The 19065-nt window shown below is 62.9% G+C and carries 13 protein-coding genes; 4 read left to right on the forward strand and 9 right to left on the reverse strand.

Features of this window, described 5'->3' with window-relative positions; all coding sequences use genetic code 11:
• Positions 1–14: 14 nt before the first annotated feature.
• Positions 15–1175, forward strand: coding sequence for a hypothetical protein (locus tag N1937_RS17130; protein WP_170257959.1), 1161 nt, complete (start codon positions 15–17; stop codon positions 1173–1175).
• A 106-nt stretch (positions 1176–1281) separates the two neighbouring features.
• On the opposite strand, the gene N1937_RS17135 is transcribed toward N1937_RS17130, so the two are convergent.
• Positions 1282–2106 carry a TrmH family RNA methyltransferase gene (locus N1937_RS17135; protein WP_260056598.1) on the reverse strand — a complete coding sequence of 275 codons (825 nt, stop codon included), beginning with the start codon at positions 2104–2106 and terminating at the stop codon, positions 1282–1284.
• Positions 2107–2113: 7 nt separating this feature from the next.
• Positions 2114–2500, reverse strand: a complete 387-nt coding sequence (locus tag N1937_RS17140; protein WP_017965853.1) for a hypothetical protein — start codon at positions 2498–2500, stop codon at positions 2114–2116.
• A gap of 41 nt (positions 2501–2541) precedes the next feature.
• Here N1937_RS17140 and N1937_RS17145 point away from each other — a divergent pair, with 41 nt between their 5' ends.
• Both N1937_RS17145 and rpoH read left to right on the forward strand, forming a co-directional pair.
• Positions 2542–3567 carry an RluA family pseudouridine synthase gene (locus N1937_RS17145; RefSeq protein WP_260056599.1) on the forward strand — a complete coding sequence of 342 codons (1026 nt, stop codon included), beginning with the start codon at positions 2542–2544 and terminating at the stop codon, positions 3565–3567.
• A 189-nt stretch (positions 3568–3756) separates the two neighbouring features.
• Entirely contained in the window at positions 3757–4665 is a 909-nt protein-coding gene (rpoH, locus tag N1937_RS17150; RefSeq protein ID WP_017961766.1) for an RNA polymerase sigma factor RpoH, read from the forward strand.
• A 79-nt stretch (positions 4666–4744) separates the two neighbouring features.
• Here rpoH and N1937_RS17155 read toward each other — a convergent pair whose 3' ends face one another.
• Together N1937_RS17155 and N1937_RS17160 are read right to left on the reverse strand one after the other, a co-directional pair.
• On the reverse strand, positions 4745–7288 hold the full coding sequence (locus N1937_RS17155) for a hypothetical protein (protein ID WP_260056600.1): 2544 nt from the start codon (positions 7286–7288) through the stop codon (positions 4745–4747).
• A 60-nt stretch (positions 7289–7348) separates the two neighbouring features.
• Positions 7349–8647, reverse strand: coding sequence for an adenylosuccinate synthase (locus N1937_RS17160; protein ID WP_260056601.1), 1299 nt, complete (start codon positions 8645–8647; stop codon positions 7349–7351).
• 191 nt (positions 8648–8838) lie between these two features.
• Here N1937_RS17160 and N1937_RS17165 point away from each other — a divergent pair, with 191 nt between their 5' ends.
• Entirely contained in the window at positions 8839–9756 is a 918-nt protein-coding gene (locus N1937_RS17165; RefSeq protein WP_260056602.1) for a DMT family transporter, read from the forward strand.
• A gap of 3 nt (positions 9757–9759) precedes the next feature.
• Here N1937_RS17165 and N1937_RS17170 read toward each other — a convergent pair whose 3' ends face one another.
• The 5 genes from N1937_RS17170 to N1937_RS17190 all read right to left on the reverse strand — a co-directional run bounded on the left by N1937_RS17170 (position 9760) and on the right by N1937_RS17190 (position 19040).
• Complete coding sequence (locus N1937_RS17170; RefSeq protein ID WP_170281535.1) at positions 9760–10608, reverse strand: GNAT family N-acetyltransferase; 849 nt, start codon at positions 10606–10608, stop codon at positions 9760–9762.
• A 377-nt stretch (positions 10609–10985) separates the two neighbouring features.
• On the reverse strand, positions 10986–12803 hold the full coding sequence (locus tag N1937_RS17175) for a putative bifunctional diguanylate cyclase/phosphodiesterase (RefSeq protein WP_260056603.1): 1818 nt from the start codon (positions 12801–12803) through the stop codon (positions 10986–10988).
• Between the two features lie 131 nt (positions 12804–12934).
• Positions 12935–14719: an IlvD/Edd family dehydratase gene (locus tag N1937_RS17180; RefSeq protein WP_260056604.1), complete on the reverse strand. Its 1785-nt coding sequence runs from the start codon at positions 14717–14719 to the stop codon at positions 12935–12937.
• Positions 14716–15627, reverse strand: a complete 912-nt coding sequence (locus N1937_RS17185; RefSeq protein ID WP_260056605.1) for an NAD(P)-dependent oxidoreductase — start codon at positions 15625–15627, stop codon at positions 14716–14718. Before N1937_RS17185 ends, N1937_RS17180 begins: the two co-directional genes overlap by 4 nt.
• Before the next feature lie 212 nt (positions 15628–15839).
• Complete coding sequence (locus N1937_RS17190; RefSeq protein WP_260056606.1) at positions 15840–19040, reverse strand: efflux RND transporter permease subunit; 3201 nt, start codon at positions 19038–19040, stop codon at positions 15840–15842.
• Between the last annotated feature and the right edge of the window lie 25 nt (positions 19041–19065).

Below are 19065 nucleotides of genomic sequence, written 5' to 3' on the forward strand. Positions count from 1 at the left end.
CCGATGGCCGCGCCGTGATCGAATATGCTCTTTTGTTCGGATTGGGCTTCCTGACCGCGGCCTTCCTTGTCTTTTTGGTCTCGCCCGCCGTTCACCGCCGCATTGTCTGGTATACCGAGAACCGGCTGAAAGCGACGATGCCGCTGAGCCCTCAGGAGGTTCGCGCCCAGAAGGATATGGTGCGTGCGCTCTACGCCGCCGAAAATGCCCGCACGGCCCAGGATCTTCTGCGTGAGCGCGAGAAATCCCTGTCGCTCCAGCTTCGTCATGACGCACTCGCCGTCGATGCCGGCAGGCTTGCCGCCGAGATCGGCGAATTGCAGACCCAGATCGGCGAGATGCATGTCGAGGCCGCCGACCAGCGCTCGCATCTGCGCAAGGACGAGAACTATATCAGCCAGTTGAAGACCAACCTGCATATTGCCGAGCAGTCCGCTGCCAGCAAGGAGAGCGAACTGGCGACGATGCGGACGCGGCTGAGCAAACTCGGTGAACAGGTCGATGGGCTGAGGATCGACCTGGCTGCGCGCGAAACCGAGGCAGAGAGCCTGAAATTCCGCGTCAACGCGCTGCGTGATGAACGCGATACCCTGCGTCAGGATGTCAACTTGCTGCAGAAGCGCGCCAAGGATGCCGAACAGAAACTGATGCAACAGCAGCATATGGTGATCCGCCTGGAGGATAAGGCCGCGCGCGAGAGCGCTTCCGCCACCGAAAAGGAAACTCTGGTCGTTCGCCGCCAGCAGGAGATCGCCAAATTGAAGGAGCAGTTGAAGGCCGCTAACGCAGAGATCCGCAAGGTCAACCGGGTATTGCGCGACGCCGGCCTTGCCGGCATGGTCGCGGAGCTGCCGGCGGAAATGATGGCCGAAGACACGACCGCATCCGCGCTCAACACCGCCGCCATGACGGCCGAGATGGCCGAGGATGTCCGCAAGCGCAGCGCCGCCCTTGCCGAGCGCCTGCAAAAGGCAAAGGCCGTAACCGGGCGCGATGGCGCGATCCGCGAGGAGATCGCCTCGATCGCCGCCAATATGGTGGCGCTGACCGCACTCAACGAGGGGCCTTCCTCGCCGATCCGCACGCTGCTCGCAGATGCCGCGGAAAAGAACCCCAACGATCGCGTCAGCCTTGCCGACAGAGCGGCGGCGATCATCGCCGATCCCCCGCGCTGACGCCTTAGCGCGGCGCGCGTCGGATAGGACGAGCGGCGCGCCATCATTTTGAATTGGCATAATCCCAAAAATCGATTCCGACTTTCGGGCGTATAGGCTAAATCCGCTAAATCCGCCCCATCGCGGAGGCCATGGAAAACAGCGCGATCCCCGTCGCCGTCGCGGCATTGAGACTGTCGAGTTCCTCCGACTGTGGAATGCGCGCGCTCCGGAACCGCTCAAGCAGCGCCTCCGGCAACCCCTCGCCCTCGGTGCCGACGACGAGCGCCATCCGCGTCGAGGCCGGAATGGCGCGGATATCGGTCTTGCCGTGCGGCGAAAGCGTCCAGATGGCAAAGCCCCGTTCGGCAAGCGCCAGGAGCACATCCAAGGCCTTGCCGCCACGCCGATGCGGAACACTCAGCACCGAACCGACCGAGACACGCAGCGCCTTGCGGTAGAGTGGATCACAGGAGGTTTCGTCGAGCAGCACCGCGTCCGCTTGGAAGGCGGCCGCATTGCGGAACATCGAGCCGGCATTGTCGTGATTGGAAATGCCGCAACCGACAAGCACCAGCGCGCGTTCCGGCAGCGCGTCGAGAAGTGCCGCCTCGCCGCGATCCTCCCGCCGGCCGAGCGCGAGAACGCCGCGGTGCAGGTGGAAACCGACGACGCCGTCGAGCACATCAGACCCGGCGACATAGACCGGCACGTCGGCCGGAAACCGCTCCAGGACGGGCAGGACGCCCTCGACACGATTGCGCAGCAGCAGGATCTTCTCGGCGAAAAAGCCGCGGCCTGCCGCATGCGCCTCGGCGAGCATGCGCAGCACGACGGTGCCCTCGGCGATGAAGCGGTTCTCTCGGCCCGTCAGGTCGCGCTCGCGGATCGCGCGGAATTCAGCGACGCGTGGATCGTCGGCGCTGTTGATGTCGATCGGAACGGCGGCCATGCCGGTTTCAATTGCCCGCGACAGTGACGTCGGCAACCGTCCGGCCGGTCCTGAGATCGTAAACCAGCGCCTTGCTCTTGCCCTCGGCCGTTTCGCCGTAGAACAGGATCTGCCCTGATGAAAACGAGGTGGACTGCACCTTGAAGCCGAGCGGCAGGGAAACGGTCGCCGCAAGCGGCGCATCCGAGGGTACGCCGGAGGCGGCAACAGCGGACGCCGTCTCCTTCGGTTCGCTGTGCATCACCTTGTAGACAACCGCGCCGAAGACCGCCATAAGGCTCACGAACATGATGGCGCCGGAAACGATCTGCAGGCGGACCATCTTGCGCCGGACACTTTCCATCGCCGGATCAAGGGGCTTCTCTTCCTGGTCGTCTGGCTCGATTGCTGTCATCTGTGCATCCCGTTCTAAAAATACGTCGGAGAAGAAGCGTCTTGAGCGACCCCTTTAAACAAGCAGCCGGCAATAGAAAAGTCCTGACCGCCGATGAAACTGCCGAAGGCCGGTTGGACGCCTGGCTGACGGCGCAAGTCGGCGAGGAATTTTCGCGCAGCCGCATCAAGGCGTTGATCAAGGACGGCCAGGTTTTTCTGCGCGGCGAACCCGTTACCGACCCGCAGCGCAAGGTGCGCACCGGCGACAATTTCGAACTCACGCTGCCCGAGCCGGAAGACCCGACGCCGCAGGGCGAGGACATCCCGCTCGATATCCTCCATGAGGACGACGATGTCATCGTCATCTCCAAGCCTTCCGGTCTCGTCGTCCATCCCGGCGCCGGCAACTGGACGGGGACACTGGTCAACGCGCTGATCCACCATTGCAGCGATACGCTCTCCGGCATCGGCGGCGTGCGCCGCCCCGGCATCGTCCACCGTCTTGACAAGGACACGACAGGCGTGATGGTCGTCGCCAAGAACGACATCGCTCATCGTCACCTGTCGCTGCAATTTGCCGACCATGGCCGCACCATGCCGCTGGAGCGGGCCTATCAGGCAATCGTCTGGGGCCGGCCCCGCACGCTGTCGGGCACGGTCGACGCGCCGCTCGGCCGCGCCACCGGCGACCGCACGCGCCGCGCCGTCAAGCGCCCCGACAGTCAGGACGCCGACGAGGCGATCACGCACTACCAGGTGATCGAGCGCTTCCATGAGAAGCCGGACGCAACCGCGTTCGCCTCGCTGGTCGAGTGCCGCCTCGAAACCGGCCGCACCCACCAGATCCGTGTCCATATGGCCCATATCGGCCATCCGCTGCTCGGCGACGCGGTTTACGGCGCCGGCTTCAAGACCAAGGCCAATCTCCTGCCGGAAGGGATCCGCAAGGTCGTCAACGGTTTTGGCCGCCAGGCGCTGCATGCCTTCATGCTGCAGTTCGAGCATCCCCGCACCGGCGAAATCATGCATTTCGAAGTGCCGCTGCCGGATGATATGGTCGAACTGATCGAGGCGCTGCGCCAATAAAGGCGGCTCTGAAATGTCGCCTGCCCGCCTCACACCTGCATGAGCGGCATCTTGAACCGCTGTTTCGCCACACTTATCTATATATTGACTTAGTGCGGGCTCGAAGAGAGCCGCACGCCCCGGTTTGCCTTTTTTAACGCGAGGATGCGTTTCCATCGGGAACCGGAATTCACTTTAGGAGGGTGCACTATGGCCCGAAATACCTTGCCGTCCATCACCGCCGGCGAAGCCGGTCTCAACCGTTACCTCGACGAAATCCGCAAGTTCCCGATGCTGGAGCCGCAGCAAGAATACATGCTCGCAAAGCGTTATGCCGAGCATGGCGACCGCGACGCTGCCCACAAGCTGGTCACCAGCCATCTTCGCCTCGTCGCGAAGATTGCGATGGGTTATCGCGGCTATGGCCTGCCGATCGGCGAAGTCGTCTCCGAGGGTAATGTCGGCCTGATGCAGGCCGTCAAGAAGTTTGATGCCGAGCGCGGCTTCCGCCTCGCCACCTATGCCATGTGGTGGATCAAGGCCTCGATCCAGGAATATATCCTGCGCTCGTGGTCGCTGGTGAAGATGGGCACGACTGCCAACCAGAAGCGTCTGTTCTTCAATCTGCGCCGGCTGAAGGGACGCATCCAGGCAATTGATGACGGCGATCTGAAGCCGGAGCACGTCTCGGAAATTGCCACTAAGCTAAACGTCTCGGAGGAAGAGGTCATTTCGATGAACCGCCGCCTCTCCGGCGACGCCTCGCTGAACGCGCCGATCAAGGCAGCCGAAGGTGATGGCGGCCAGTGGCAGGATTGGCTGGTGGACGACCATGACAGCCAGGAAGACGTGCTGATCGAACAGGACGAACTCGAAACTCGCCGGCGCATGCTGGCGAAAGCGATGAGCGTGCTGAACGAGCGTGAACGCCGCATCTTCGAGGCTCGCCGCCTCGCCGAGGATCCGGTGACCCTGGAAGACCTTTCGACCGAGTTCGACATCAGCCGCGAACGCGTCCGACAGATCGAGGTTCGCGCCTTCGAAAAGGTGCAGGACGCCGTGCGCAAGGAAGCCCTGGAACGCGCCAAGGCCGTCCGCGTCGTCGAAGCCACGGCATAAAACCTGCCGCATGATAGAATTGAAGGCGGGCCTTGCAGCCCGCCTTTTCATTGATCTCTGCTGCACCTGGGAAAAGCCATCACTGGCTCGTCGAGACATCCCCGAGTGCGGTCCATTCCTTGATCGCGGTATTGAAGGCGTCCGTCCCCGTACCGCCCTTCTCCATCGTCAGCAGCGCGCGGCGGCCGTTGCGGTAGGTAATCGGAATATCGATCCAATTGCGGGTCGACATCAGGTCGAGATTGGCCTTGCGCGCATCGGGGTAGTCGTTGAGCGCGATCATGTGGAAATCGTCGGTGATCTTGGCCGGAACCGCAATCAGCGCATCGCCGCGATCCTGTTCCGTGCGCTTCATCGAGATGCGCTGGACGCTTTCGATGCTGCCGCCTTCGAAATTCGGCGGCACCGAGAAGACGATCTCGACCAGATGGCTTGCCGGGAGCGACGGATCGGAATTGCGTTTGAAGGTGACGAGCGCCGAGAGATTGCGCTCGGGAACGGTAACGTTGCCCTGCACTGTCGCCTCCTGCCGGCCGTCCTGGCCGGCCTCGTGCTGCACGCTCCAGACGACCGATCCCTCGATCGCCGTCGGCGAGCTTTGGCCGATGCGCTCCTCATAGAGAAACATCTTTTGCGACGAACCGACGGGTGCGGTCTGCTGCGGCGATGCCACCGGACCGTTCGGCGTCCGCGTTTCGGCGGGTGCCGCATCGCCCTGCGCGCTGGCAGGCGGCGTATCTGCTGCCGCGACATTCTGTTCGGCGACCGATTTTCCTTCCGCGGTCGGCGTTCCCGGCACAGTCGCCGGTCCGCTGTCGACCTCGGTCCCATCGGTCAGCAGCCGTTGGGTGAATTTCGAATTGGCCGCAGCGCCGTCGTTATTCATTGACGCTACCTGCGGGTTCGGGTTCGGCTGCGCCGGCGTCGCTGGGGTATTCTGCGCTCCTGGTGTGGTCGGCTGGGCTGGCGTCACCGCGCCTGGCTGGCCTGGCGTCACCGCGCCGGCCTGAGCAGGCGTCGCCGAGCGATCCGGCGGCGTTGCCGCCTCGTTCCTGGTCGCCTGCGACGGTGCCGAGCTGACGAGCCCGTCGACCATCGCCACCAGCGCCTCCCTGTTCGTCCAGCCGGCATAGCCGCCGCCACCGATCAGGATGAGTGCGAAGATGAGCGTGATCACGGTGCCGATGCCGAAGCGGCGGCGCTTCGGCTCGATACGAAAGCTCTTGCCCTGCAGCTTGGAGGCAACAATCTGATCGATATCCATCGACGGATCGGCGTCATCGTCATCAGCGGCGACAGAGCCGCGGCGGTCGTAGCCGCGCAGCGCCTTCGCCTCTCGCCAGGCCTCGCTCGGCGCGCTGCTGGCAGGCGCCGGCTTGCCGTTGTGCACTTCCGCGAAGATATCGACATCGTCGAAATGCGAGGCGACCGGCGTCTTCTTATTGCTGCCTGCCTCAATCGGCGGCAGATCGTCGAACGCAGCCGTCTCCCAGGAAAAACTTTCCTTGGCGGCCGGCATGACGGCCGCGGGTGCCACTTTTTCGAGGCTCGATATCACCTCCTCGAACGCGCGCGCCGAGGCATCGGCCGTAATCGGTGCCGGCGCCGTCTCCGAATATTGCCTGAGTTCCTCTTCCGCCCATTCGGTCTCCGCATCCTTGGGCGCCGGGGCCGGCGTTTCGGCAACGGGTTCGGTCCAGACGGGGTCGAAATGCGCCGCCGCGGCGCCCTGCAACGGCTCCTCGCGGCTGTGCTCGACAAATTCCTGCGGACGATCGAAATCGGCGACCGGCTCCACCAGCCGGTTGGATGCATGGTCTATGCCGCGGGTGATCGGCTGCAACGGCTCAACGGGCTCGTAAGCCTCCTCGGCCTCCGGTCCCCCGCTTTCCGCCGCCGCCGGTTCGGCCGCGATCTCTTCGGCTTCCACGGGATGATGCTCATCAGCACGGTCTTCGTCGGCTTGCTCGCTGCGATGCTCGGCAGGCGCCTCCCAGCCGTCATATCCGGCGGGCACATCCTCGGCAGCGACGTCGCGCGCCTCACTGGCATGCCATTCCTCGGCCGGCGCTTCCTCCTCATGCGAGGGGTGCCAGTATGTTTCGGCGGCACCGGATGTCTCCGGCAAAATCGCTGTCTCGGCGGCAACAGGGATTTCGGCGGGAACAGGTTCTTCCGCGGAAGGGGGCTCCTCGGCAGCGACCTCTTCGTCAGCTTCCTCTGGCGCGGCGGCTTCCACGTGATCGGGCTCGTCGGCGGCCTCGGCCGCCTGCGGTTCCGCATAGGCTTCGTAGACCGGTTCCTCGACAGCCGTCTTCGGCGTCGACGCCGGTTCGTTTTCGTCGTGAACCGCTTGTCCTTCGAAGGATTCCGGCGGGGTGACGTCCGCAACCGGCGCATCGAGCGGCAAAGCCTCGGAGTGTTCGCCTTCCACTTCGCGGATGGCGGCCTCGAGCTTTTCGAGCTGGCGTTGCAGCATGGCTTCCGGCGGACGCGGCTTCATGTTCTCGAGCTGCCGCTGCACTGCGCCGCGGGCACGTTCGTAGACTTTCACCCGCATCTCAGGGGTATTTTCAGCCAGGCCGTCGACGGCCCGCCGAATGACTGCAATAAAATCCGCCATTAGTACTTTCTCAAGAAGTCCGGCACTCTACCGAACCATCCTCCACAGTGACCCGTGAGCTTAATCCTCAAACGGATCGGTCACAAGTATGGTGTCATCCCGCTCCGGGCTGGTGGACAGGAGCGCGACAGGCGCCCCGATCAGCTCTTCGACCTGGCGAACATATTTGATCGCCTGTGCCGGCAGATCCGCCCAACTGCGGGCGCCGACGGTCGATTCCTTCCATCCCTCCAGCGTGACGTAGATCGGTTCGACCCTAGCTTGCGCTCCCTGGCTTGCCGGAAGATGATCAATCTGTTCGCCGTCGAGCATATAGCCGACGCAGATCTTCAATTCCTCGAGACCGTCGAGCACGTCGAGCTTGGTGAGCGCGATGCCCGTGATGCCGTTGGTGGCAACCGACTGGCGCACCAGTGCGGCGTCGAACCAGCCGCAGCGCCGCTTACGCCCCGTCACAGTACCGAACTCATGCCCCTTCTCGCCCAGGAACTGGCCAATTTCGTCGGTGAGCTCGGTCGGGAACGGGCCTTCGCCGACGCGCGTCGTATAGGCCTTGGTGATGCCGAGGATATAACCGAGCGAGCCGGGTCCCATGCCGGAACCGGCTGCCGCCTGGCCGGCCACCGTGTTCGAGGATGTGACGAAGGGATAGGTGCCGTGATCGATGTCGAGCAGGCTGCCCTGCGCGCCTTCGAAGAGGATGCGGGCACCCTTGCGGCGCTCCTTGTCGAGGAAAAGCCAGACCGTATCACGGAAAGGCAGCACCCGATCGGCGACCGAGGTCAGTTCGTCCATGATCGCCTGGTGGCTGACTTCGGCAACGCCGAGGCCGCGGCGAAGCGCATTGTGATGTGTCAGAATACGGTCGACCTTGCCGGAAAGACTATCGAGATCGGCAAGATCCATGACGCGGATGGCGCGGCGGCCGACCTTGTCTTCATAGGCCGGACCGATGCCGCGGCGTGTCGTGCCGATTTTGGTGCCGCTGTTCGACGCCGCATCCTCGCGCATCGCGTCGAGCTCGCGGTGCAGCGAAAGAATGAGCGTCGCATTGTCTGCAATGCGCAGATTGTCAGGCGTAACCGTCACGCCCTGCGCCTCCAGCCGGCCAATCTCGGCGATCAGCGCATGCGGATCGACGACGACACCGTTGCCGATCACGGCCATCTTGCCCGGGCGCACGACGCCGGATGGCAAGAGCGAGAGCTTATAGCTGGTGCCGTCGATGACGAGCGTATGGCCGGCATTGTGTCCGCCCTGATAGCGCACGACAATATCCGCTCGCTCCGAAAGCCAGTCGACAATCTTGCCCTTGCCTTCGTCACCCCATTGCGAACCGACCACGACTACGTTCGTCATCCAACTCTTCCTGTTACCGGCGCGGAACCGCGCACCTGCTCAAACCCGCGCATCTATAAAGCTTTGTTTTTTGGAAAGCGACCCTGTTGTCACAGCAGATTGGGCTTTTTACGTGACAAATCAGCAGCCGACAGGCTATTTCCCGTCACAAAACGCCGCACGGCGATCGCGGAAAGACGGGAAGAACGCTCTTGCAAGCCACGGCCTATATCTGCCTCGTTATTGCCACCCTCTGCTGGGGTGGCAACTCCGTCGCCGGCAAACTCGCGCTCGGGCATACCAGCCCGATGATGCTGACCTTCCTGCGCTGGTTCCTCGCTGTGGCGGTGATCGCCGTGATTTCAGTACCGCAACTGCGCAAGGACTGGCCGGTGGTCAGGAAGAACCTGCCGCTCCTCCTCTTCTACGGCGTCATCGGCTACACCCTTTTCAACGCCATGCTTTACTCGGCCGTGCAATATACGACGGCGATCAACGTCGCCATCGAGCAGGCCGGCATCCCGATGCTGATCTTCCTGCTGAATTTCATGTTCTTCCGTACCGGCATTTCGCTGGCGCAATGTCTCGGCTTCGGCATGACGCTGATCGGCGTCGCTTTGACCGCAGCACATGGTGACCTCTCAACGCTGCTGCAACTAGGCCTCAACCGCGGCGACGGGCTGATGCTGATCGCCATTGCCGCCTATTCGGTCTACACGATCTTCCTGCGCTGGAAGCCGCCGCTGGACTGGCGCACGCTGATGGCGGTCCCAGCGCTCGGCGCCATGCTCACCTCGCTGCCGCTGCTCCTTTGGGAGGCCGGCCGTGGCGCTGCGCAGTGGCCGGACCAGGCCGGCTGGGTCATCACTCTCTACACGGCGATCTTCCCGTCGCTGGTGGCGCAGATCCTTTATATCAAGGGCGTGGTGGCAATCGGTGCCAACCGGGCCGGCCTGTTCATCAATCTCGTGCCGGTGTTCGGAACGCTGCTCTCCGTCGCGCTGATCGGCGAGCAGCTGCAGTCGTTCCATGTGATCGCGCTGGTGCTGACCTTAGGCGGCATCGCGATCGCCGAAAAGGGCCGGCCGAAAGCTTCGGCACAAACCGTGCCCGCCTCACCCGTGGACTAGAGCCTAACCGAGTTCCAGCGTCGTCACGCCGAAGACGTGCTTCAGCGGGATAGCCGGCGCCGGCCCGCGATACATGCGTGTCGTCTCGAACACCGGTTGAAGACCGAGCCCTTCGGCAAGCGCGACTGCCTCGTGGTTCGCCGTGGGAATATCGATGAAGACCGCGGCCCCCTTCGCCTCGGGGATCAATTCGGCAAGCAGCGCGGCAGCGCTATCGGCATCGTTGGCAAAGAGTGGGCCGATCTTGTAGCCGTCGTAGCAGCGGCGGATGGTGCCGTAACCGCGGATCTTGTGGCTCTTGCGCACTACCGCCGAACGACGGCCCTTGCGGGCGGTGCACCAGGCAGCGAGAAAGGCATCCCGCGGCTGCGGAAAGATCGCCGAATCATATCGCTGCAGGCCTTCGAGGCGTGAATCCAGCACCGGCTGCGCGACAAGCGTCGAGATAGGCAAGGAGTTGGCGACCCCGCCGTAGCGAATGGTGGCGTAGGCGGGTTCGAAGCCGGCCTTGCGGTAGTTGTCCTGCTGTGCGGCGACGCCGTCGAGACCGATCGTGCGGTCTCCCGCGCTGGCAATGCCCGCCTGCCAGATCGCCTTGCCGTAGCCCTTGCCGCGGAAATCGGGATGGACGATGTAGAGGCCCAGGAAGGCGAAACTCTCGCCATATTTGACGACCGAAATCGAGCCGACGGGGACTTCGCCGATAGCGCCGACGAAAAATCCTGACGGATCGGCCTCGATGAATGCAAGCGAATCGTCGAGGCCCGGGTTCCAACCCTCCTGACGCGCCCATTCGAGCACGAGTTCCAGTTCGCCGGGCCGCATCGAACGAACGGCAAATTCCGAATTCATGCGACTTTCCCAGATTGAATGTCCCGCAAGTCCATCCCGGCAATGGCAAAGCAATTGTCAGGTCCCAGCTCCCCGATTGCACCTGCGAATGATGGAGAGCCGCGCTCATGGACTTGACGACGCGTATAATCATTTTTCGATGCAATGCAGAAAGCTTCGTTTCCGCATTACCATGAAACAATGCTGTTGCAAGCTCAAGAAGATTACTTGCGCGCCATTATCTTCCTGCCGATGCGAATAAAACGCCGCGCCGAAAAAATATCGCCTGCCGATTTGAACGGCGAGGAAAGCATTTCGGCAAAAACACCTCCGCGCCCCGGCAAGGACGTTGTTGAAACTAGGCGTGACGACGGCCACCCGGTGACAAATCGGCCGGTTCAGCTGACCATCGCGGTCTTCTGCTTTTCAATCCCGCTCGTCGTCGATGAGAAAAGACGGCCTGTCTCGGCCGCCGGTGCTGGATAACCGAACGCGTAACCCTGCAGGCCGTCGCAACCGAGTTGCGCCAGCACGACGGCATGCGCCTCGGTCTCGATGCCCTCGGCGATCACCTCGACATCGAGTGCCTTGGCGATTTCCACGATCGAACCCACGACGCGCCGCTGCTCGGCAGAGCTGACAACTTCGGTGACGAGCTGCCGGTCGATCTTCAGCCGCTTCGGCCGCAGCTTGAGGAGACCGATGAGCGAGGCATGGCCCGATCCGAAGTCGTCGATCTCGATATCGATGCCCATCTGTTTGATATCGCCGATCTGATCGAGCAGTTTTTCGTCGCTGTCGTCGAGGAAAATCGTCTCGACCAGTTCGAAGACGATCGCACCGGGCGGAATGGCGAGTCTCCTCAGCTTGTCCAGCAGCGTCGGATCGGCAAGGCGCGACGCCGAGATATTGACGGCGATGCGCGGTACCGCAAGGCCGCGCAACAGCCAGAACAGCCGGTCTTCGAGAACGCTTTTCAGGATCGCCGCGTCGATCTCCGCCGCAAGTCCGTGCTCATCGGCGATCTTCAGGAATATCCCCGGGGCGAGCACGCCCTTCTCGGGATGTTTCCAGCGCGCCAGCGCCTCGAAGCCGATGACTTCCCGCGTCCGGGCGTCGAGCTGCAGCTGATAATAGGGAACGATCTCGCCGCGCTCCAGTCCAAGCTTCAGCTCTTCGGCGAGGCGGCGCTGGGAGCGCAGGTCCTCCTGCAGTTGCCGCGTGAAGAATTCGACGCGGTTCCGCCCGAGCTTCTTGGCCGGGTAGAGCGCCAGATCGGATTCGACAAGCAGGTTGCGCGCCCGCCGATCGCCGCTCCAGGAAACGCCGATCGAGGCGCCGGATTGCAGCATCTCTTGGCCGAAGCGGATCTTCTTCCGCAGTCGGCGCTGGAGATCCTCGGTGATCAGCTTCAGCTCGGTGAGATCGGTGAAATTGACCAGCACGACGACGAACTCATCGCCGCCGACACGGGCAACCATGCCATTTACAGGAATGGCAGCGGTGATGCGAAGGGCTGCCGCCCTGAGAACAACATCGCCTGCCGCATGACCGTGGCTGTCGTTGATCTGCTTGAACTGGTCGAGGTCGAGATGCAGGACCGCAAGCGTCGTGATGCTCTTGTCGGCCGGCAGCTCCGCCAGCCGCTTGTCGAGAAGGCGCCGGTTCGGCAGGCCGGTGAGATAGTCGTGATCGGCGACATGCTCGATGCGCGCATTGCTTTCCTCGAGCGCCAGCGCCCTCGCCTCAGCCACCACCTTCTGCCGCGCCAGTTCCCCGTTGAGCAGTACGTCGGCCGTCACATCCCATTCGGCGCCGATGAAGGATGGCAGACCTTCCGCATCGACATAGAAATGCGCGCGCGAACGCAAATGGCGGATTTCGCCGTTCGGCAATACGATCCGGAATTGTGAGTCATAGGCGCCGCGCGTCGCGATCGCCTGCTCGAAGTCGCGTTCGGCCCGCTCGAGATCATCTGGATGGATGGCATTCGACCAAAGCGATGCCGGCACCAACCGGCAGGTCTCGCCGGTCTCGTAGAGACGATGCATCTGCGCATCCCACAAGATCCCGCCCTGCTCGATGCTGTGCTCCCAGACACCGATCCGGGATGCGTCGAGAGCGAGTTCGAGCCGACGCAGAAGATCCTGAAACTCGTGTTCGGATCGTGTGGCTTTGTTCTCTGGCAACGCGGTCCCAACCTTGGAAGCTTGCATAACGGCAATATGGTCTCAGGCGGCCATTAATGAAGCCTTGTCTTGACCCCCGAACTAATGACTAGGTGAACTGTTGGTTACGACTTTCCTTTTTTGGATCAAAGGGCTTGCAGTCTGCGGCAGCTTCAAGATCAGTGGTTGTGCCGCGGCGGATTTTTTGCGATCTGGCGGAATTCCGTCGCTCCCTCCAGCACCGCGCCGTCCGACAACTGCGTAACCGAGCGGCGATAGATCTGCTGCCACGGCGTCGCATCCGCCGGCACCGGCGGGATGCCATCGCCCTTACGCCGTTCGATCTCAGCGTCATCAACGAGCATGTCGCAGCGCCCGTGGTTGAAGTCGATGCGGATGGTATCGCCGGTACGAAGCCAGGCGAGTCCGCCGCCGGCGGCGCTTTCCGGCGAGGCGTTGAGGATCGAGGGACTGTCCGCCGTGCCCGATTGGCGGCCGTCGCCGATCGTCGGCAGGCTGCGGATGCCGCGCTTCAGGAGATGATCCGGCGGCTGCATGTTGACGACCTCAGCCGAACCCGGCCAGCCGATCGGCCCGGCGCCGCGGATGACGAGGATGGTATTTTCGTCGATGCCGAGTTGGGGATCGTTGATGCGCTTGTGATAGTCCTCCGAACCGTCGAAGACCACCGCCCTTCCCTCGAAAACGCCTTCGCGCCCTGGTTCCTCAAGGTAGCGCCGGCGGAAATCCTCCGAGACAACACTCATCTTCATGATCGCGAAATCGAAGAGATTGCCTTTGAGAACCAGGAAGCCCGCCCGCTCCTTCAGCGGCTCGGCGAACGGCGTGATGACCTCGCGGTCGCGCGCTTCCTTGCCTTCCAGGTTCTCGGCCATCGTCCTGCCCGTGACCGTGCGACAGTTGCCGTCGAGCTTTCCGGCCTGCAGCAGTTCCCACATGATCGCCGGCGTGCCGCCGGCGCGATGGAAGCGCTCGCCGAGATAAGCGCCCGCCGGCTGGACATTGGCCAGCAGCGGGATATCGAAACCATGCACCTGCCAGTCGTCGGGATGGAGTTCGACGCCAGCGTGCTTTGCCATCGCAGCCAGATGCGGCTGCGCGTTGGTCGAGCCGCCGATCGCCGAATTGGTACGGATGGCATTCAGGAAAGCCTCGCGCGTCAGGATATCCGACGGCTTCAGATCCTCCAACACGATCTCGACAGCACGCCGTCCGGTGCGGTAGGCCATCTGGCCGCGCTCGCGGTAAGCGGCGGGAATGGCGCCACAGCCGGTCAGCGAAAGGCCGAGCGCCTCGGCCAGCGCATTCATCGTCGAAGCGGTGCCCATCGTATTGCAGTGGCCGACGGAAGGCGCAGAATCGAGTGCCGCTTGAAGAAACTCTTCCCGATCGATCTCGCCTGCCGCATATTTCCGCCGCATCCGCCAGATCACCGTCCCGGAGCCCGCCAGTTCCCCCTGGTGCCAACCGTCAAGCATCGGTCCGCCGGAGAGCACGATAGCCGGAATATCGACCGTCGAAGCCGCCATGATCGCCGAGGGCGTGGTCTTGTCGCAGCCGGTGGTCAGCACGACACCGTCGAGCGGATAGCCATAGAGGATTTCGACGAGGCCGAGATAGGCGAGATTGCGGTCGAGCGCTGCCGTCGGGCGCTTGCAGTTCTCGAAGATCGGATGCGTCGGAAACTCGATCGGAATGCCGCCGGCATCGCGGATGCCGTCGCGCACCCGCTTGGCAAGTTCGACGTGCACTCTGTTGCAAGGCGTGAGATCGCTGCCGCTCTGGGCAATCCCGATGACCGGCTTGCCGGAGCGCAGCTCTTCCGGCGTGATGCCGTAATTCATGAAGCGCTCGAGATAGAGCGCTGCCATGTCGATATGATCGGGATTGTCGAACCAGTCCTGCGAACGCAGGCGCCGCTTCGGCGAATGGCTGTTCGTCACTGTTTTTCTCCCGGCCTGGCATTCTTCTCTTCAAGATGGAGGAGCAAGCCACTGTGATCCTTTTCGCCATTGCCATTGGCGACGAATTCGCTGAATTCGGCATGCACCGCCGCCGTCAGCGGCAGCGTCAGCGACAGGGTCTTGGCTGCCTGCATGGCGGCGTTCAGGTCCTTCAACTGGTTGCTAGACGAACCGCCTGGGGTAAATTGCCGTTCGACCATGCGCTTGCCGTGGAGTTCGAGGATACGGCTCTCGGCAAAGCCCCCGCGAATGGCATCTCGGAAGGCGGCCGGCGAGCCGCCGCCAGCTTCGATCAGCATCATCGCTTCGGCGACGGCTCCGATCGTCACCGCAACGATCTGCTGGTTGGCGAGCTTGGCGAGCTGGCCCGCACCGCTCGGGCCGACGCGGGTCACCCGCCCCATCGGCGCAAAGATATCCGCAAGCCGGTCGATGACGTCCTCGTCGCCACCCGCCATGATGGCGAGCGTACCGGCTTCAGCCCCGACGACGCCGCCGGATACCGGCGCATCGACGTGATCGACGCCGCGCTCGGCAAGCCTCGCCGAATGGTCACGGGCGAAATGCGGGGCAATCGAACTCATGTCGATGACGGTAGCACCAGGCGTCATCGCACCAGCCGCGCCGCGGTCGAACAACACGTCCTTCACCGCCTCGGCGTTAGTCAGCATGGTGATGACGACATCGGTGCCTGAAACGGCATCCGCCGGTGTTTTCGCGCAGACCGCACCGTCTCCCGCAAGCGCCTCGGCCTTGCCGGGATCGCGATTCCAGACGGTGACGGCAAAGCCCGCGCCAAGCAGCCGGCGAGCCATCGGCGCCCCCATCAGGCCGGTGCCGAGAAAGGCGATCCGCCTGCGGTCATGAGCTTTCCCCGAACCTGTCATTCAGTCCTCCCAACTATTGTCCGTCTTTGATAGTCCGCTCGCCCACCGTTGCAAACCGTTTTGACGGACGTAACGCATTTTGTGGTGTGTCCTTAGACGCGGATGGTGTGTCCGGAAACCGCGCGCACTTGTCGGCATCATGCTCTGAAAACGATACGGGCGAGAACCGAAGTTCCCGCCCGATTTACCCGACAAAGGAAGGTTGAATTCCGTTATTCCGCCGCGAGCCGGATGACCTCCGCCTCTTCTTCCTTGTGTTCGTCCGGCTTGTGCTGGACGAGCGGACGGTTGCCAGTCAACCGCCGCAGCAGCACGTAGAAGACAGGCGTCATGAAGATGCCGAAGAAGGTCACGCCGATCATGCCCGAGAAGACCGCGACACCCATGGCGGCGCGCATTTCCGAACCGGCGCCAGTGGAGACGACGAGCGGCACGACGCCCATGATGAAGGCGAGCGAGGTCATGAGGATCGGGCGAAGGCGAAGGCGGCTGGCCTCGATCGCGGCCTCCCGCGGTGTCCTTCCCTCGAACTCCAGTTCGCGGGCGAATTCCACGATAAGGATAGCGTTCTTCGCGGATAGGCCGACAAGCACCACCAGACCGATCTGAGTGAAGATGTTGTTGTCTCCACCGGTGAGCCAGACGCCGGTCAGCGCGGCCAGCACGCCCATCGGCACAATCATGATGATGGCAAGCGGCAGCGTCAGGCTCTCATACTGGGCAGCCAACACCAGGAAGACGAGCAGCAGAGCCAGCGGGAAGACGACGACACTGGAGTTACCGGCCAGGATCTGCTGATAGGTTAGATCCGTCCATTCGAAGTCGATGCCCGCAGGCAGGGTCTCGTGAAGGATCTTCTCGATTGCCGCTTGCGCTTGACCCGACGAGAAGCCCGGTGCCGGGCCGCCGTTGATATCGGCGGCAAGGAAGCCGTTGTAGCGGTTCGCGCGTTCCGGACCGGTGCTCGGTTCCACCTTCAAGAGGGCCGAAAGCGGGATCATCTCACCCGATGCCGACCGGACCTTCAACTGGCCGATATCCTCCGGCTGGGCGCGGAATTTCGCATCGGCTTGCACACGGACGCTGTAGGTGCGGCCGAAGGCGTTGAAGTCGTTCACATAGAGCGAGCCGAGATAGATCTGCAGTGTCTGGAAGACGTCGGTGACGGAAACTCCGAGCTGCTCGGCCTTGGCACGGTCGAGATCGGCGTAGAGCTGCGGCACGTTGATCTGGAAGCTGGAAAACAGCCCGGCGAGCTCAGGCGTCTGATAGGCCTTTGCAAGCACTGCCTTGGTCGCCTCGTCGAGCGCCTGATTGCCGAGGCCCGCACGATCCTCGATCTGCAGCTTGAAGCCGCCTGTCGTGCCGAGACCATTGACCGGCGGCGGCGGGAACATGGCGATGAAGGCATCCTGGATGACGCCGAACTTCTGGTTCAGCGCCATGGCGATTGCGCCGCCCGCGAGATCAGGCGTCTTGCGCTCCTCGAAGTCCTTCAGCGTCACAAAGACGATGCCGGCATTCGAGGAGTTGGTGAAGCCGTTGATCGACAGGCCTGGGAAGGCGATCGCATTGGCAACCCCCGGCTGCGCCAGCGCGATGTCGGTCATACGCTTGATGACGTCCTCCGTGCGGTCGAGGCTTGCGGCGTCCGGCAACTGGGCGAAGCCGATCAGATACTGCTTGTCCTGCGACGGCACGAAGCCGCCGGGAACCGTGCTGAACAGACTGTAGGTCGCACCGACCAGTGCCAAATAGATCACCATGACGATGCTCTTGCGCGACAAGAGCCCACCCACGCCCTTGCCGTAGGCATTCGAGCCCGCGCCGAAGACACGGTTGAAGCCGCGGAAGAACCAGCCGAAGATGGCGTCCATGAACCGCGTCAGCCAGTCCTTCGGCTGATCATGGCCCTTCAGGAGAAGGGCTGCCAGCGCCGGAGACAGGGTGAGCGAGTTGAAGGCCGAGATGACGGTCGAGATTGCGATCGTCAGCGCGAACTGGCGATAAAACTGACCTGACAGGCCGGAGATGAAAGCGAGCGGCACGAAGACCGCGACGAGCACCAGCGCGATCGCGACGATCGGACCGGAGACTTCCTTCATCGCCTTGTAGGTGGCAGCCCGCGGCGACAAGCCTTGTTCGATATTGCGCTCGACGTTTTCGACAACGACGATCGCGTCGTCGACGACGATACCGATCGCAAGCACCAGCCCGAACAGACTGAGCGCGTTGATCGAGAAGCCGAAGACATACATGACCGCGAAGGTGCCGATAATCGATACCGGTACCGCGATCAGCGGGATGATCGAGGCACGCCACGTCTGCAGGAACAGGATGACGACGAGGACGACGAGAGCAATGGCTTCGAGCAGCGTGTCGATGACCTTCTCGATCGAGGCACGCACGAATTTCGTCGTATCGTAGACGATCTCGTATTTGACGCCGGCAGGCATGGCGAGCTGCAACTGATCCATGGTCGCGTTGACATTGTCCGCGATTTCGATCGCGTTCGAACCCGGCGCCTGCAGAACAGCGACGGCGACGGCCGGCTTGCCGTCGAGGAGTGAACGCAGCGTATAGTCCGCAGCACCGAGTTCGATGCGGGCGACATCGCGAAGGCGGGTGATCTCGCCACTGGCGCCCGTCTTGACGATGATGTTGCCGAATTCCTCGGGCGTGCGCAGGCGGCCCTGTGCATTGACGTTGAGCTGCAGATCCACACCGGGCTGGCTCGGCGACGCGCCGATGATACCGGCGGCGGCCTGAATGTTCTGGGAACTGATCGCGCTGCTGATGTCGCTGGCGGCAAGATTGTGCTCGGCGGCTTTCTGCGGGTCGATCCAGACACGCATGGAATAGTCGCCGGCGCCGAAGACCTGCACCTGACCGACGCCTGCGATGCGGGCGAGCCGATCCTTGATGTTCAGGGTCGCGTAGTTGCGAAGATAGGTGATGTCGTGATCGCCCCCGTCAGAGACGAGGTTGACGACCATGATGAAGTTGGGCGAGCTCTTGACTGTGGTGATGCCGAGCGAACGGACTTCCGCCGGCAGGCGCGGTTCGGCCTGCGAAACGCGGTTCTGCACGAGCTGCTGCGCTTTGTCGGGGTCGGTGCCGAGCTTGAAGGTGACGGTGACGTTGAGCACGCCGTCCGATGTCGCCTGGCTGGCCATGTAGAGCATGCCTTCGACGCCGTTGATCTGCTCTTCGAGCGGCGTTGCCACCGTTTCGGCGATGACGGACGGGTTGGCGCCGGGATAGGTGGCGCGCACGACGATCGACGGCGGCACGACCTCCGGATATTCGGAAATCGGCAGCGCGCGCAGGCCGATCAGGCCGGCAACCAGGATGAGGACCGAAAGAACACCGGCAAAGACCGGGCGGTCTACAAAGAATCTGGAGATGTTCATATCAAAGCCCTCTCCGGGGTGAACA

The organism is Rhizobium sp. WSM4643 (assembly GCF_025152745.1).
Classification (GTDB): Bacteria; Pseudomonadota; Alphaproteobacteria; order Rhizobiales; family Rhizobiaceae; genus Rhizobium; species Rhizobium leguminosarum_I.